14 protein-coding genes are annotated in these 15,274 nt (G+C 72.7%); 10 read left to right on the top strand and 4 right to left on the bottom strand.

Annotated features, from left to right (window positions below):
• Positions 1-57: 57 nt before the first annotated feature.
• The gene (locus BMZ82_RS11365; protein ID WP_256251858.1) at positions 58-852 is read right to left on the bottom strand and encodes a FadR/GntR family transcriptional regulator; all 795 of its coding nucleotides are present in this window, start codon (positions 850-852) and stop codon (positions 58-60) included.
• Between the two features lie 74 nt (positions 853-926).
• Here BMZ82_RS11365 and BMZ82_RS11360 point away from each other — a divergent pair, with 74 nt between their 5' ends.
• The 3 genes from BMZ82_RS11360 to BMZ82_RS11350 are packed head-to-tail and all read left to right on the top strand — an operon-like array spanning position 927 to position 4,486.
• Positions 927-2,297, top strand: a complete 1,371-nt coding sequence (locus BMZ82_RS11360; RefSeq protein ID WP_093774439.1) for a glutamine synthetase family protein — start codon at positions 927-929, stop codon at positions 2,295-2,297.
• A gap of 27 nt (positions 2,298-2,324) precedes the next feature.
• On the top strand, positions 2,325-3,698 hold the full coding sequence (locus BMZ82_RS11355) for an aldehyde dehydrogenase family protein (protein WP_093774437.1): 1,374 nt from the start codon (positions 2,325-2,327) through the stop codon (positions 3,696-3,698).
• On the top strand, positions 3,695-4,486 hold the full coding sequence (locus BMZ82_RS11350; RefSeq protein ID WP_093774435.1) for a 3-oxoacyl-ACP reductase: 792 nt from the start codon (positions 3,695-3,697) through the stop codon (positions 4,484-4,486). Before BMZ82_RS11355 ends, BMZ82_RS11350 begins: the two co-directional genes overlap by 4 nt.
• Positions 4,487-4,493: 7 nt before the next feature.
• Here BMZ82_RS11350 and BMZ82_RS11345 read toward each other — a convergent pair whose 3' ends face one another.
• Entirely contained in the window at positions 4,494-5,696 is a 1,203-nt protein-coding gene (locus BMZ82_RS11345; protein ID WP_093774433.1) for an amino acid deaminase/aldolase, read from the bottom strand.
• Between the two features lie 2,200 nt (positions 5,697-7,896).
• Here BMZ82_RS11345 and BMZ82_RS11340 point away from each other — a divergent pair.
• Entirely contained in the window at positions 7,897-8,739 is an 843-nt protein-coding gene (locus tag BMZ82_RS11340) for a hypothetical protein (RefSeq protein ID WP_093774431.1), read from the top strand.
• Positions 8,736-9,962, top strand: a complete 1,227-nt coding sequence (gene mycP / locus BMZ82_RS11335) for a type VII secretion-associated serine protease mycosin (protein ID WP_093774429.1) — start codon at positions 8,736-8,738, stop codon at positions 9,960-9,962. The genes BMZ82_RS11340 and mycP overlap by 4 nt, the downstream gene beginning before the upstream one ends.
• On the opposite strand, the gene BMZ82_RS11330 is transcribed toward mycP, so the two are convergent.
• Complete coding sequence (locus BMZ82_RS11330) at positions 9,963-10,967, bottom strand: serine hydrolase (RefSeq protein WP_093774427.1); 1,005 nt, start codon at positions 10,965-10,967, stop codon at positions 9,963-9,965.
• A gap of 161 nt (positions 10,968-11,128) precedes the next feature.
• Here BMZ82_RS11330 and BMZ82_RS11325 point away from each other — a divergent pair, with 161 nt between their 5' ends.
• Entirely contained in the window at positions 11,129-11,860 is a 732-nt protein-coding gene (locus BMZ82_RS11325) for an SseB family protein (RefSeq protein ID WP_093774425.1), read from the top strand.
• Positions 11,861-11,900: 40 nt separating this feature from the next.
• Here the strand turns inward: BMZ82_RS11325 and BMZ82_RS11320 are convergent, their stop codons facing one another.
• A complete protein-coding gene (locus BMZ82_RS11320; RefSeq protein WP_093774423.1) occupies positions 11,901-12,275 on the bottom strand; it encodes a DUF1844 domain-containing protein in 375 nt (124 codons plus the stop codon).
• Between the two features lie 397 nt (positions 12,276-12,672).
• Here BMZ82_RS11320 and infC point away from each other — a divergent pair, with 397 nt between their 5' ends.
• The 4 genes from infC (at position 12,673) to BMZ82_RS11300 (ending at position 15,263) form a co-directional block, all read left to right on the top strand.
• Positions 12,673-13,392, top strand: coding sequence for a translation initiation factor IF-3 (gene infC, locus BMZ82_RS11315; protein ID WP_093774718.1), 720 nt, complete (start codon positions 12,673-12,675; stop codon positions 13,390-13,392).
• A 107-nt stretch (positions 13,393-13,499) separates the two neighbouring features.
• Positions 13,500-13,694, top strand: a complete 195-nt coding sequence (rpmI, locus tag BMZ82_RS11310) for a 50S ribosomal protein L35 (protein WP_006374321.1) — start codon at positions 13,500-13,502, stop codon at positions 13,692-13,694.
• Positions 13,695-13,803: 109 nt separating this feature from the next.
• Entirely contained in the window at positions 13,804-14,187 is a 384-nt protein-coding gene (gene rplT / locus BMZ82_RS11305) for a 50S ribosomal protein L20 (protein WP_093774421.1), read from the top strand.
• A gap of 224 nt (positions 14,188-14,411) precedes the next feature.
• A complete protein-coding gene (locus BMZ82_RS11300; protein ID WP_093774419.1) occupies positions 14,412-15,263 on the top strand; it encodes a TrmH family RNA methyltransferase in 852 nt (283 codons plus the stop codon).
• The last annotated feature ends 11 nt before the right edge of the window (positions 15,264-15,274 follow it).

Genomic DNA, 15,274 nt, shown 5'->3' with positions numbered 1-15,274 from the left:
TTGCCTCCCCGGCCGTCAATGGACTGCTCGCATACCTTTGTGTCATGTCGGGATGTGTCATGTCAGGAAGCCCCTGAGGAGGGCCGCCGTCCCCGCGCAGTGCTCCCGCATCATCTCCCGCGCGCCGTCCGAGTCGCCGTCCAGCACCGCTTCCACCAGCGCCGTGTGCTGGCGCTGCGAGTGCTCCAGGTTGCGCACGAGGAGCGGGATGCAGTCGAGCAGGTCGTTCACCGTGGCCCGGACCGCCGCGTACTGCGCGGTCAGCGACGGGGAGCCGCACAGCTCGGCCAGCGTGAGGTGGAGCATCGTGTCCAGGCGCCGGTAGTCGGTGAGCGGCGCGTCCTCGGTGCGGGCGAGGGCCTCGCGCAGCCGCTGCGCCTGTTCGCCGGTCAGCCCGTGCGTCGCGCACAGCCCCGCCGCGCCGACCTCCAGCACCTCGCGGAAGCGCAGGACGTCCTCGACGTCGACCTCGGCGATCCGCCGCCGCAGCTCGTCCTCGCCGCCGGCGTCCGCGCGCGGCAGCACGAACGTGCCGCCGTAACGCCCCCGGCGGGACTCGACCAGCCCCTGGTCCTGGAGCACCTTCAGCACCTCGCGCAGCGTCACCCGGCTGATCCCGAGCCGCTCCGCGAGATCCCGCTCGGCCGGCAGCCGTTCGCCGCCCGGTACCAGACCCAGCCGGACGACCTGGAGGATCTGCTCCAACGCCTCCTCGAAGCCGTTCCCGGCCCGCACCGGCCGCAGCACCGGCGTCAACCGGTCGTCCGGCCCGTTGTCCGGTTCGCCGACCTGTGGGCCGACCGGTCTCCCGTCCGGTCCGCCGTCCGGTGAGCCGTCCGCATCCACCGACATCTGGCCGCGCCCCCTTCCCAAGCAATGGTTCTCCGCAATACCTTATGGTCCCCGGAGCCTGAGGAGGCCCTCCAGTGGCAGACCGCACACCCCCGCTCAGTGTCGAGGAACTGCACACCCTCGTCGCGAGCGGTGAGATCGACACTGTCGTCCTGGCCTTCCCCGACATGCAAGGGCGCCTCCAGGGCAAGCGGTTCGCCGCCGGATTCTTCCTCGCCGAGGTCCTGAAGCACGGCACCGAGGGCTGCAACTACCTGCTCGCCGTCGACACGGAGATGAACACCGTCGACGGCTACGCCATGTCCTCCTGGGAGCGCGGCTACGGCGACTTCGCCATGCACCCCGACCTCTCCACCCTGCGCCGCGTGCCCTGGAACGCCGGTACGGCCATGCTGGTCGCCGACCTCGCCTGGAGCGACGGCTCGCCCGTGGTCGCAGCCCCGCGCCAGATCCTGCGCCGCCAACTGGAGCGCCTCGCCGAGCACGGCTTCACCGCCCAGGTCGGCACCGAGCTGGAGTTCATCGTCTTCAAGGACACCTACGAGGCCGCCTGGGACGCGAACTACCGCGGCCTCACCCCGGTCAACCAGTACAACGTCGACTACTCGGTCCTCGGGACGGGACGGGTCGAGCCGCTGCTGCGCCGTATCCGCAACGAGATGGCCGGCGCCGGCCTCACCGTCGAGTCCGCCAAGGGCGAGTGCAACCCCGGCCAGCACGAGATCGCCTTCCGCTACGACGAGGCCCTCGTCACCTGCGACCAGCACGCGATCTACAAGACCGGCGCCAAGGAGATCGCCGCGCAGGAGGGCGTCTCGCTGACCTTCATGGCGAAGTACAACGAGCGCGAGGGCAACTCCTGCCACATCCACCTCTCCCTCACCGACGCCGACGGCGCCAACGTCATGGCCGGCACCGCCGCGGACGCGAACGGCATGTCCGACGTCATGCGCCACTTCCTCGCCGGACAACTGGCCGCCCTGCGCGACTTCTCCCTCCTCTACGCCCCCAACATCAACTCCTACAAGCGGTTCCAGCCGGGCTCCTTCGCCCCGACCGCCGTCGCCTGGGGCCACGACAACCGCACCTGCTCGCTGCGGGTCGTCGGCCACGGCCCCTCGATGCGCTTCGAGAACCGGCTGCCCGGCGGCGACGTCAACCCCCACCTCGCGGTCGCCGGCCTGATCGCGGCCGGACTGCACGGCATCGAACAGAAACTGGAACTGCCCGAGGCCTGCGCCGGAAACGCCTACACCGCCGACTACGCGCACGTCCCCACCACGCTCCGCGAGGCCGCCGACCTCTGGGCGAACAGCCCGATCGCGCTGGCCGCCTTCGGCGAGGAGGTCGTCGCGCACTACGGCAACATGGCCCGCGTCGAGCTGATGGCCTTCGACGCCGCGGTCACCGACTGGGAGCTGCGCCGCTCCTTCGAACGTCTGTGATGTCGAACGTCTCTGAAAGGTCCTTCGTTGTCGTACGAGCATGAGCTGACCGTCCTCAACCCCGCGACGGAAGAGGTCGTCGCGACCGTCCCCGCCGCCACCGCGGCCGACGTGGACGCGGCCGTCGTACGCGCCGCCGCGGCGCAGCGGACGTGGGCCGCGCTCGCGCCCGCCGACCGCGCCCGCCTGCTGCGCCGCTTCGCCGACGTCGTCGACGCGCACCTGGAGGAACTGGCCCGGCTGGAGGTCCGGGAAGCCGGTCACCTCCTCGGCAACGCCCGCTGGGAGGCCGGCAACGCCCGCGACCTGCTGCTCTACGCGGCCGGTGGCGTCGAACGGCTCCTCGGCCGGCAGATCCCGGTGCCCGGCGGCTGGGACGTCACCTTCCACGAGCCGCTCGGCGTGGTCGGCGTCATCGCGCCCTGGAACTTCCCGATGCCGATCGCCGCCTGGGGCTCCTTCCCGGCCCTCGCCGCCGGCAACGCGGTCCTCCTCAAGCCCGCCGAGACCACCCCGCTCACCGCCCTGCGCCTCGCCGAACTCGCCCTGGAGGCAGGGCTCCCCGAGGGCCTGTTCCAGGTCCTGCCCGGCTACGGCGCGGTCACCGGACGCGCCCTCGTCGACCACCCCGGCGTCGCGAAGATCGTGTTCACCGGCTCCACCCGCACCGGCCGCGAGGTCATGGAACGCTGCGCCCGGCAGGTCAAGCCGGTCACCCTGGAACTCGGCGGCAAGAGCCCCAACGTCGTCTTCGCGGACGCCGACCTGAAGACCGCCGTCGACCCGTTCTCCTTCCTGGACAACTCCGGCCAGGACTGCTGCGCCCGCACCCGGATCCTCGTCCAGGAGTCGGTCTACGACGAGGTCGCCGAGCACCTCGCCCGGGAGCTGTCCGCCGTCGTGGTCGGCGACCCGGCCGACGACGCGACCCAGATGGGCCCGCTGATCTCCCGCCAACAGGTGGACCGCGTACGGTCGTTCGTGCCGGACGACGCCCGGGCGCTGCGCGGCACGGCCCCCGACGGCCCCGGCTTCTGGTTCCCGCCGACCGTCCTCACCGGCGCCGCGCCCGACTCCGACGCGGCCCGCGAGGAGATCTTCGGCCCCGTCGCCGTCCTGCTCCCCTTCACCGACGAGGCGGACGCGATCCGGCTCGCCAACGACACCCCCTACGGCCTCTCCGGCTCCATCTGGACCCGCGACATCGGCCGCGCCCTGCGCGTCTCGCAGGCCGTGCGGGCCGGCAACCTGTCCGTCAACTCCCACTCCAGCGTCCGCTACTGGACGCCCTTCGGCGGCTTCAAGCAGTCCGGCGTCGGCCGCGAGCTGGGCCCGGACGCCCTGACCGCCTTCACCGAAACCAAGAACGTCTTCATCAACACGGAGGGCCCCGCACAGTGACCGCTCAGACCCCTGACATCGTCTGCCGCCGCCTCGTCGGCCGCACGGCCGTCATCACCGGCGCCGGCAGCGGCATCGGCCTCGCCACCGCCCGCCGGCTCGCCTCCGAGGGCGCGCACGTCGTCTGCGGCGACATCGACGAGGCCCGCGGCAAGGCCGCCGCGGAGGAGGTCGGCGGGACCTTCGTGAAGGTCGACGTCACCGACCCCGAGCAGGTCGAGGCGCTGTTCAAGACGGCCTACGACACCTACGGCAGCGTCGACATCGCCTTCAACAACGCGGGCATCTCGCCGCCCGACGACGACTCCATCCTGGAGACCGGCCTCGAGGCCTGGAAGCGCGTCCAGGACGTCAACCTGACCTCCGTGTACCTGTGTTGCAAGGCCGCCATCCCCTACATGCGGCGCCAGGGCAAGGGCTCGATCATCAACACGGCGTCGTTCGTGGCCCGGATGGGCGCGGCCACGTCCCAGATCTCGTACACCGCGTCCAAGGGCGGGGTGCTGGCCATGTCCCGTGAACTGGGCGTGCAGTTCGCCCGGGAGGGCATCCGGGTGAACGCCCTGTGCCCCGGCCCGGTCAACACCCCGCTGCTGCAGGAGCTGTTCGCGACGGACCCCGAGCGGGCCGCGCGCCGCCTCGTCCACATCCCCGTCGGCCGGTTCGCCGAGGCCGAGGAGATCGCCGCCGCCGTCGCCTTCCTGGCGAGCGACGACTCCTCGTTCGTCAACGCCAGCGACTTCCTGGTGGACGGCGGGATCTCGGGGGCGTACGTCACCCCCCTGTAGGCCCGCTCTACAGGAAGGTGTGGCCCTCGCCCCGGTAGGTGGGCACGGTCGCCGTGACCGTGTCCCCCTCGACGAGGTGCAGCACGTCGAACCGCTCGCACAGCTCACCGGCCTTCGCGTGCCGGAACCACACCTTGTCGCCGATCAGCAGATCGTCGGCGGGGGAGCCGATGAGCGGCGTCTGCACCTCGCCGGGGCCCTCCTGGGGGTCGTACCGCAGCCCCTCCGGGAGATACGGCACGGGCAGCCGGTCGGGCCCGGCGGCACCCGACGCCGGGTAACCGCCGCCGAGGACGGTCACGACCCCGACCCCCGGCCGCCGGACGACGGGCTGCGCGAACAGGGCGGCCGGACGACCGCTGAACGACGTGTAGTTGTCGAAGAGCCGCGGCACGTACAGCCCCGACCCGGCCGCGATCTCCGTGACCGCGTCCTCGGCGGCGGTGTGCTGCACACTGCCGGTGCCGCCGCCGTTGACGTACTCCAGATCCGGTACGACGGCCCGCACCGCGCGCACCACCGCGGCGCGCCGCTCGGCGAGTTCACGGCGGGCGGTGGCCTGCATCAGCCGGATCGCCCGGGACCGGAAGGGCCGCCCGGCGAGGGCGTCGCCGACACCGGCGATGTGCCCCTCGTAGGCCATGATCCCCACCAGCTTGAACCCCGGCCGCCGCGCCACCGCCCGTGCCACGTCGGCGACTTGGGCGGCGGAGTGCAGCGGCGAGCGCAGCGCGCCGACCCGCAGCCGGCCGCCGAGCAGCTTCAGCGAGGTGTCCAACTCCAGGCAGACCCGGACCACTTCACCGCCGCCGGCGCGCGCGGAGTCGATGAGGTCGAGCTGCGCGACGTCGTCGACCATGACGGTGACGGCGGCGGCGAGCTTGGGGTCGGCGGCGAGCTCCGCGAAGGCGGGGCGGTCGGCGGAGGGGTAGGCGAGCAGGATGTCCTCGAACCCGGACCGCGCGAGCCACAGGGACTCGGCGAGGGTGAACGACATGATGCCCGCGAAGCCGTCCTTCGCGAGGACGCGCTCCAGCAGCGTCCGGCAGCGCACGGACTTGCTCGCCACCCGGATCGGCTTGCCGCCGGCCCGGCGGACGAGATCCGCCGCGTTCGCGTCGAACGCCTCCAGATCGACGATCGCGAGAGGGGCGTCGAGATGCTCGGTGGCCCGGTCGTAACGGGCCCGGTCGGCGGCGCGCGCAGTCATGAACGCAGCCTGCCAGACAGGATTACCGCAGGGTAGGGGGACGTTCCGGGCAGAAGCCCCGGGGGGTGCGGACTGGTTCCCGTTTGCCCAGCGACAAGCCGTAGAGTGACGCGCACGCACGGAGGACGGCTCCGGCCGGTCAGCCGCGTCGGGATGCCGGTCCACCGGTGCGGGTATGCGTGCCCTGGACGGATCACCGAGTCCGCACCGGGCCGCCGGGCAAGCGCACGTCGGCCCGCGTACGAGAACGACGGCCCGGGCACGAGGAAACGGGGGGTGCATGAGCACAGAAGCACGCCGCACCTCCATCCCCCCACGCCCGACCACCCCACCCACACCCCCAGCCCCGGCCGAACGAGGCCCGGGCAACTGGTGGACCACGGCCCCCACGAACCGGGATTCGCCAGCCTGGGCGCCTTCCGACCCGGTGGAGCGAGAGCCAGCAGGCTGGGCGCCTTCCGACCCGGTGGAGCGGGAGTCGGCAGGCTGGGTGCCTACCGGCCCGCCGGAGCGGGAACTTGCAGGCCAGGGGACGTCCGGTCCGGTGGAGCGGGACTCTGCGCGTTGGTCGCCCGACGACCCGGCGGTGGGTGGAGCTGCCCGCCCGGTGTCTGCCCGCCCGGTGTCTGCCGGTCCGGTGGGGCAGGGGCCCGCGGGTGGGGCGGCTACGGTCTCGGGCGGGCGGCAGGATTCCCGTCGGGGGGCTGCCGGTCCGGTGGGGCAGGACTCTGCGCGTTGGTCGCCCGACGACCCGGCGGTGGGCGGAGCTGCTGGTCCGGTGGGTCAGGAGTCCGCGCGTTGGTCGACCGACCGTCCGACCGTGGGCGGAGCCGCCCGCACGGCATCCGATGGTCCGGCGGAGCCGGAGAGTCAGCGTGGGGCGGGCGCAGGTCCGGTTGGGCCGCAGGCTGCGCGCCGGGAGGCCGGGTCCCCGGCGGGAGCGCCGGTCGCCGGGGGCGGAGGCGCAGCCGGGGACGGCTTTCGTGCCGCCTCGGGCACGGTTCCCCCCATTCCCCGCACCGCCCCGCGGGCCCACCGCACGGACGACATGACCGAGCCCCCGCCGCCCGCGTCGGCCCGCTTCCCGGACACCCCGCCGCTGCCGCCCCGGCCCACCTCGCCCCCGCGAGGCGGCGACACGGGGACGTCGGCGCGAGCCGAAGAGCGCCCGTCCGCTGCCAACGCCCCCCGCTCCGCCCCACCCCACGACTTCCGCCGAGCACCCCGCGCCACCAGGCCGACACCCCGTTCCGCCGACACGCCCGCCGCCTCGGACGGCGGCCCCCAGGCTCCCGCCGCCACAACGGACTCCGGCTTCTTCGGCGCGCCCCCTTCGCGTGCCGCTGCTCCGGAGGTTCCGGGCTCGGCTGCCTCGCCTGCTTCCGGCCCCTTTGGCGCGCCGCCTTCGCGTGCCGCTGCTCCGGAGGTTCCAGGCCCGGCCGCCTCGCCCGCTTCCGGCCCCTTCGGCGTGCCCCCTTCCCGTGCCGCTGCCCCCGAGGCTTCAGGCCCGGCTGCCTCGCCCGCTTCCCGCTCCTTCGGCGCGCCCCCTTCCCGCGCCGCTGCCCCGGGCGCGTCGGGTCCCGCTGACTCGGCCGTCCCCCGTGCCGCTGCCGTGGATGCCTCCGGTCCGGCCGCCTCGGCTGCCGCTACCCGTCCCTTCGGCGCGCCCCCCTCCCACGTCAACGCCCCTGACGTCTCGGGCCCGGTCGCCTCGGCCGCCGGTTTCCGCTCCTTCGGCGCGCCCCCCTCCCGTACCGCTGAGCCTGATGTGTCGGGTTCGGCCGGCCCCCGGCCCTTTGGTTCTGGTGGTTCTGGGTCTCGTCAATCCCCGGGTGGCACCGGCCCGGACAGGCCTCTCGGGGCTGGTTCGGGTGTTCCTCGCCCCGTTGGCTCGGATGTCTCCGGCGACGACGTTCGGGCCGGTGGTGTCGCGGGTGTCGGGGCCGACGGTGGGTCTGCGTCCGTGGCTGAGAGTGGCTGGTCGCCTCTGCCGCGGAGTTGGGTGCCCGCGCCCGGGCCACAGCGGCAGGAGGCGGAGCCTGCGGGCGGCGAACGGCAGGGCGCGCCGGAGGTGGACGGGTGGCCGGCCTGGAGCCCGGGTGCCGCCTTGCGGCAGGCCGAGCCCGAGGTACCGCGGCGGCCCGACGTCGCCCCGAACGTGCCCGGCGGACCCGACCCCGCCCTTTCCTGGAGCGCTCCCATGGCACCCGGCGGTAGCCACGGCACCACGCGCCCCGTGGTGACGTTCGCGCGGCCCGAGGGATACCGGCCCGGCCTCGGCCGCCGGGGGCGCACCGCCGCGGCCGCCGCCTGTGTCGTCCTCGGTCTGGGGCTCATCGGCGGTGCCGTCACCGGCAGTTGGCTCGTCGGGGACTCGGGGGACAGCGGCGAACGCAGCGCCTACGTCACCGCCGGCGGCCTGTGGCACAACGTGCCCGTCGACCAGCTCTTCCCGCCCACGGTCGACGGCCAGGGCGCAGGTCCTGGCGGCGCCGACCGCACCTGGACGCGCATCGCCGTCGCTCCGGACAGCGGCTGCGCCGACGCCTTCGACCCGCTGCTGCAGAAGGTCCTCGCCCCCGTCGGCTGCACCCGCCTCCTGCGCGCCACCTACACCGACGCCACCCAGAGCTACGTGACCACCGTCGGCCTGCTGTTCACCAAGGCCGACGCCACCGCCATGCGCGCGCTCGACACCCGCTTCACGACGGAGGGCCTGGCGAAGCGCGCGGACCTGATGCCCCGCCCGTACGCCGCGAAGGACACCGTCGCCGCCGCCTTCGGCGACAAACAACGCGCCGCGTGGACGGTGTCCGTCCTCACCGACGCCCCCGTCGTCGTCTACGCCGTCTCCGGCTGGGCCGACGGCCGCGACGTCGACACCCCGCAGCCTGCCCCCGCGGCCACCGCGACCGGCGCCACCACGGCCCCCGCCCAGGCCGGCCTCGGCAACGAGGCGCAGGGCCTCGCCGACCGCGTCGAGCGCGGCCTGCGCAAGACCGCCGTCACGCCCTCGCAGCAGTCCTCGGAGCACCCCTCATGAGCCCCCGCACGACCCGGACGGCGACCACCCGCAGGGCCGGGATCCTGTGCTGCCTCCTCGCCGCCGCCGTCGCCCTTGTGCCGCCCACCACCGCCTACGCCGACAGCATCCGCAGCCAGCAGTGGGCCCTGGACGCCCTGCACACGCAAGAGGTCTGGCAGACCACCAAGGGCCAGGGCATCACCGTCGCCGTCCTGGACACCGGCGTCGAGGCCGACCACCCCGACCTCGACGGCAACGTCCTCGCCGGCAAGGACATGGTCGGCTTCGGAGCCGTCCCCGGCGACCGGTCCTGGGCCCGCCACGGCACCGCGATGGCCGGCATCATCGCAGGTCACGGCCACGGCTACGACAACGACGACGGCGTCCTCGGCATCGCCCCTGAGGCGAAGATCCTCCCCGTCCGGGTGATCCTGGAGGACGGCGACCCGCAGCGCACCAAGGCCCGCAACACCCGCGGCAACGCCCTCGCCGAAGGCATCCGCTGGGCCGCCGACCAGGGCGCCGACGTCATCAACCTCTCCCTCGGCGACGACTCCGCCTCCGCCCACCCCGAACCCGCCGAGGACGAGGCCGTCCAGTACGCGCTGAAGAAGGGCTCGGTCGTCGTCGCCTCGGCCGGCAACGGCGGCGAGAAGGGCGACCACATCTCGTACCCGGCCGCCTACCCGGGCGTCATCGCCGCGACCGCCGTCGACCGCTACGGCACCCGCGCCTCGTTCTCCACCCGCCGCTGGTACGCCACGGTCAGCGCGCCCGGCGTCGACGTCGTCATCGCCGACCCGGACCACAAGTACTACCAAGGCTGGGGGACGTCCGCCGCCTCCGCCTTCGTCTCCGGCGCCGTCGCGCTCGTCAAGGCCGCCCACCCCGGACTGACCCCCGCGCAGATCAAGAAGCTCCTGGAGGACACCGCCCGCAACGCCCCCGCCGCCGGCCGCGACGACTCCCGCGGCTACGGCTTCATCGACCCCGCCGCCGCGATCAGGGCCGCCGCCGACCTCAAACCGCAGGGCTTGCAGTCCGCGGCCTCCGGCCAGCGCTACTTCGGCCCCGGCCCCGACAAGCCCAAGACGGACGGCGACACGTCGAGCGGTGCGGGACTGCTCGCCGGCGGCGCCGGGGGAGTACTGCTGGTGACGGCGGTCGCCCTGTGGCGAGGCCGCCGCACCCGCGACCCGCACGAGGCCCACGCGTCGCACGAGGCGTACGAGGTCTACTAGCTAATCGGCGGCCGACGCGGAAGCCGCTGCCGAAGCCGGCGTGGACGTCGAAACCGACCTGAACGCCGACACCGCAGCCTCCGCCGCCGACTCCACCAGCGAGACCCCCGCCGCCTGCGTCGCGTTGCCGTTCGACAGCACGGCCACCAGGTAGGCATGGCCGCCGTCGACGCTCACCCGCCCGATGCTGTTGATGTCCCACAACCCGGTCGTGCTGCGCGGCAGCCAGCCGTTCTTCAGCGCCCACGAAGCCCCCTCGGCCGCCGCCGATACCCCCCACCGCTGCCCGACGGCGATCTGCCCCATCAGCCCCTGAAGGTACGCCCGCGACGCCTCGCTCAACTCCGAGTCGTCCCCGAACACCTGCTGGAGCAGGGCGAGTTGGTCGGCGGCCGTGGTCTGGGTCAGCCCCCACAACATGTCGTCGCCGCCCGCGGTGCCGGTCAGCCCGAACCGCTCGTTCGCCGCGTCAAGACCCGCCGCCTTGCCGATGGCCCGCCACAGCGCCGACGCCGAGTCGTTGTCGCTGTTCTCGATCATCGCGGTGGCGTACGCCTTCTCCGCCGCGGTGAGAGGACGGTCCGCGTCCTGCGCCTGGAGCAGCAGCGTCGCCAGGATGTCCACCTTGACGATGCTCGCCGTGTCGAAGACCCCCTCGCCGTACGCGCCGCCGCCCCCGGACTCCAGGTCGAGCACCGCCACGGACACGGCCGCCCCCGTCGGCACGGTCACCGCCTTCATCGCCGACGCCAGCAGCGCGTCGTAGTCCGTCTCGGGCACCGTCACCGTCTCCACCGACCCCTCCCCGTCCCCCGGCTGCGACGCCGAAGCCGAATTCGAAGCCGACGATACGGCTCCCGTACCCGAGTGCGCCTGCGCCTTCACGTACACGGTCCCGCCCGCCGTCGCACCCAGCACGGCCACCGTGGCGAGCGCGATGTGCAGCAGCGGACGACGCCGGGAGGGGCGGGCGCGACGGCTGCGACGTGCTCCGGAGGACTCCATGCCGCCGATGCTCGGGGCGGCGACTGTGCACCCCGTTTGACGGCCGTGAGAGGCGGGTCAGGGGAGGCTGAGAATCCCGTGAAACCGGTCACGCCGCGTTGCGGGCCCCGCACAACCCCGGCGGCATCCCGCCGACAAGGTCCCCGATAAGGTCGACGACCGTGGCGAACAAGAGCATTCCCGACCCCGGCTTCTCCGACGACGACGGCTCCGCCGACCCCCGGCTGACCGCGGCCCTCGCCGCCTGGGCCGAGGACCGCACCGCCGTCGGACCCGTCCTGGCGGCCCTCAAGGACGCCCGGCTCCTCGTCCCCGTGGTCGCCGTCCTCGGCGAGGTCGAGGAGGACGAGAACGGGCTGCGCCGCGAGAAGACCAGCGACATGGCCGTCCCCACCCTGAAGGCCGGCGCCCGCACCGCGCTGCCCGCCTTCACGTCCACCGACTCACTGGCCCGCTGGGACCCCGAGGCCCGCCCCGTCGCCGTACCCCTGCACCAGGCGCTCCAGGCCGCCGTGCACGAGAAGGCCGACACCGTCGTCCTCGACCTGGCGGGACCGGTGGCCTTCGAACTGACCGGGCCCGCGCTGCTGGCGCTCGCCGAGGGCCGTACGACGGCCGACCCGCTCGCCGATCCGGCGGTCCGCCGCGCGGTCCGCGACGCGGTGGCCGCCGAACCCGACGTCGTCGCCGCCCACCTCGGCCCCGGCCAGGCCGACGGCACCCTCGCCCTCGTCCTCGACCCGGCCGCCGTCCCCGCCGAGGCCGCCCGAGCCGTGGCCCGGCGACTCGCCGCCGACGAAACACTGAGGGCCCGCCTGGTGCGCGGCCTCGACCTGGCACTGCTGCCGGCCGGGACGACGCCTCCGGGCGAGCCCTTGTACGTACGAGGCTGAGCTGAACGAAAGAGGTTGAGCCGCGCGAACGCCGGGTCGGCTAGCCGTAGACCGGGCCGGTGTACTTCTCGCCCGGGCCCTGACCCGGTTCGTCCCGCACGAGCGACGCCTCGCGGAACGCGAGCTGGAGCGACTTCAGACCGTCGCGCAGCGGGGCCGCGTGGAAGGAGCTGATCTCGGTCGCGCTCGCGTCGAGCAGCCCGGCGAGGGCGTGCACCAGCTTGCGGGCCTCGTCCAGGTCCTTGTACTTGTCGCCCTCCTCGGTCAGACCGAGCTTCACGGCGGCGGCGCTCATCAGGTTGACGGCGACCGTCACGATCACCTCGACGGCGGGGACCTCGGCGATGTCGCGGGTCATCTCGTCGAAGTCGGGGCCGGGGGTCTCGGCGGAGCCGCCGGGGGAGGTGTCACTCATGTGGGACACGATAGGCGCAGGGCGGACAAGGCCCGTACCGAGGCCGGATTCGCCGTTCCTGGCGCAGGCTGCTAATCTCGTGTAACGACCGGTCGGACACGCGTGCGCCCCAAGCACGGCGGGCCCGGCCCACAAGTGGAGTTTCCGAGCTCCCACCCGACTGTCCTCACGGGCTGCGGGTCACCCCGGTCAGGCGGCCACCATCGTTCCGTACGGACGATGGAGTCGCCCGGTAGTGCGCCCCGCGATCCTCGCGGCGGTGCTCCGGTAGTGCTTGGAGCCCCGCATGTGATCGTTCGGGGCATTTTTTGTGCTTCGGCGTGGTTACAAGCCAAACGAACACAGACGTTACGCGGCCGTCCGCCAGACCGCCGCGTGGTGCTACCGAGGAGGATCCATCAGCGCCGAGCCCCGCATCAACGACCGGATTCGCGTTCCCGAGGTGCGACTTGTCGGTCCCAGTGGCGAGCAGGTGGGCATCGTCCCCCTGGCCAAGGCACTGGAGCTTGCGCAGGAGTACGACCTGGACCTGGTCGAGGTCGCGGCGACCGCCCGCCCGCCGGTCTGCAAGCTCATGGACTACGGCAAGTTCAAGTACGAGTCGGCCATGAAGGCCCGTGAGGCGCGCAAGAACCAGGCGCACACGGTCATCAAGGAGATGAAGCTCCGGCCGAAGATCGACCCGCACGACTACGACACCAAAAAGGGTCACGTCGTCCGGTTCCTCAAGCAGGGCGACAAGGTCAAGATCACGATCATGTTCCGCGGTCGTGAGCAGTCCCGTCCCGAGCTGGGATACCGACTGCTGCAGCGTCTCGCGGAGGACGTCCAGGACCTCGGGTTCATCGAGTCGAACCCGAAGCAGGACGGCCGAAACATGATCATGGTTCTCGGTCCGCACAAGAAGAAGACCGAGGCGATGGCCGAGGCCCGGCAGGCGCAGGAGGCCCGCAAGGCCGAGGCGAAGGCCAACCCCGGTCGCTCGCAGAACGCCGCGGACGCCGACGCCGTCAACGCCGAGACGGACTTCGAGGACGACGTCGACGCAGACGACATCGAAGCCGAGGACGTCAAGGAAGACGCCGAGGCCCCTGCCGAGGCTTCCGCCGAGGCGTGATCCACGGGACGTGAGTCCCAAGGACCCAACCGATACAAGCGACGTTCCATCGTGCCCGGTTTCACGGCCGGGCACCGGAACGCCACCGACGAGGAGAGAACGGCGCTATGCCGAAGAACAAGTCGCACAGCGGTGCCAGCAAGCGCTTCAAGATCACCGGCTCCGGCAAGGTGCTCCGTGAGCGCGCCGGCAAGCGCCACCTGCTCGAGCACAAGTCGTCCCGCGTGACGCGCCGCCTCACCGGCACCGCCGAGATGGCCCCGGGCGACGCCGCGAAGATCAAGAAGCTTCTCGGCAAGTGACGCAGCGGCGCCTGATCCCTTGATCACGCGCGCCCCACGTCTGGACCGGGACCCCATCGATTCCGGGCCGTGTGAAGACAACCACGGCCCCGCTACAAGGAGTTAAAAAGTGGCACGCGTCAAGCGGGCAGTCAACGCCCACAAGAAGCGCCGGGCGATCCTCGAGGCGGCCTCCGGCTACCGCGGTCAGCGTTCGCGCCTGTACCGCAAGGCCAAGGAGCAGGTCACCCACTCGCTGGTCTACAACTACAACGACCGCAAGAAGCGCAAGGGCGACTTCCGTCAGCTGTGGATCCAGCGCATCAACGCCGCTGCCCGCGCCAACGGCATCACGTACAACCGCTTCATCCAGGGTCTGAAGGCCGCGAACATCGAGGTCGACCGCAAGATCCTGGCCGAGCTGGCCGTGAACGACGCCACCGCGTTCGCCGCGCTGGTCGAGGCCGCGCAGAAGGCCCTCCCGGCGGACGTGAACGCGCCCAAGGCCGCGTGACGCTGCGCTGGCTTTGAGCCGATGTGACTGAGGACCCGCAGGCTTGATGCCTGCGGGTTCTTTGCTGCTGACGTGATCGGCAGTCGTTCTTGTGGCGGCCGGTGGGGGCTGGTCGCGCCACGCGGCGGAGCCGCAGATCAGAACAGCCCCCGCGCCCCTGAGGGGGGTTTGGGTTGGCCCCCGCTGTCGTGCGAGCCGTACCGATATCGAAGGTGAAACCGAACATGGTCCCCGCCAGTCCTGAGCTGATCTCTCCCCGTTCTCCCCGTGTTGCCGCTGCTCGGCGGCTTGCTCGGCGGAATTTTCGGGGGAAGGAGCGGCTGTTTCTCGCGGAGGGGCCGCAGGCCGTGCGGGAAGCGGCGGGGTACGGCCGGGACACGCTCGTGGAGTTGTTCGCCACCGTCGACGCCGCCGAGCGCTACGCCGACATCATCGCCGAGGCACGGACCGCCGGTGCCCGGGTCCACCTCGCCGACGAGCAGGTCATCGAGGACATCTCCACCACCGTCACCCCGCAGGGACTCGTCGGGATCTGCCGGTTCCTGGACACGCCGTTCGAGGAGATCCTCGCCGCCCGGCCCCGGCTCGTCGCCGTGCTGGCCCACGTCCGCGACCCCGGGAACGCCGGCACCGTCCTGCGCTGCGCCGACGCCGCCGGCGCCGAGGCCGTCGTCCTCACCGACGCCTCCGTCGACCTCTACAACCCCAAGGCCGTCCGCGCCTCCGTCGGGTCGCTGTTCCACCTGCTCGTCGCCGTCGGGGTGCCCGTCGAGCAGGCCGTGGCGGGGCTGCGGGACGCCGGTGTGCGGATCCTCGCCGCCGACGGCGCGGGCGAGGACGACCTCGACGACGAGCTGGACAAGGGGACGATGGGCGGGCCCACGGCCTGGGTGTTCGGCAACGAGGCGTGGGGCCTGCCGGAGGAGACCCGGGACCTCGCGGACGCCGTCGTGCGCGTCCCGATCCACGGGAAGGCCGAAAGTCTGAACCTGGCGACCGCCGCCGCCGTATGTCTCTATGCGTCGGCCCGTGCACAGCGCGCCTCCGGAGGGTGCCGCTCTGTCACCGAGAGCTAGTAGGGTGACGT

The sequence above is a fragment of the Streptomyces sp. yr375 genome, assembly GCF_900110755.1.
Taxonomy (GTDB): Bacteria; Actinomycetota; Actinomycetes; order Streptomycetales; family Streptomycetaceae; genus Streptomyces.
Note: the sequence above shows the minus strand (reverse complement) of the source record. Positions and strands in the feature narration are given on the sequence as shown.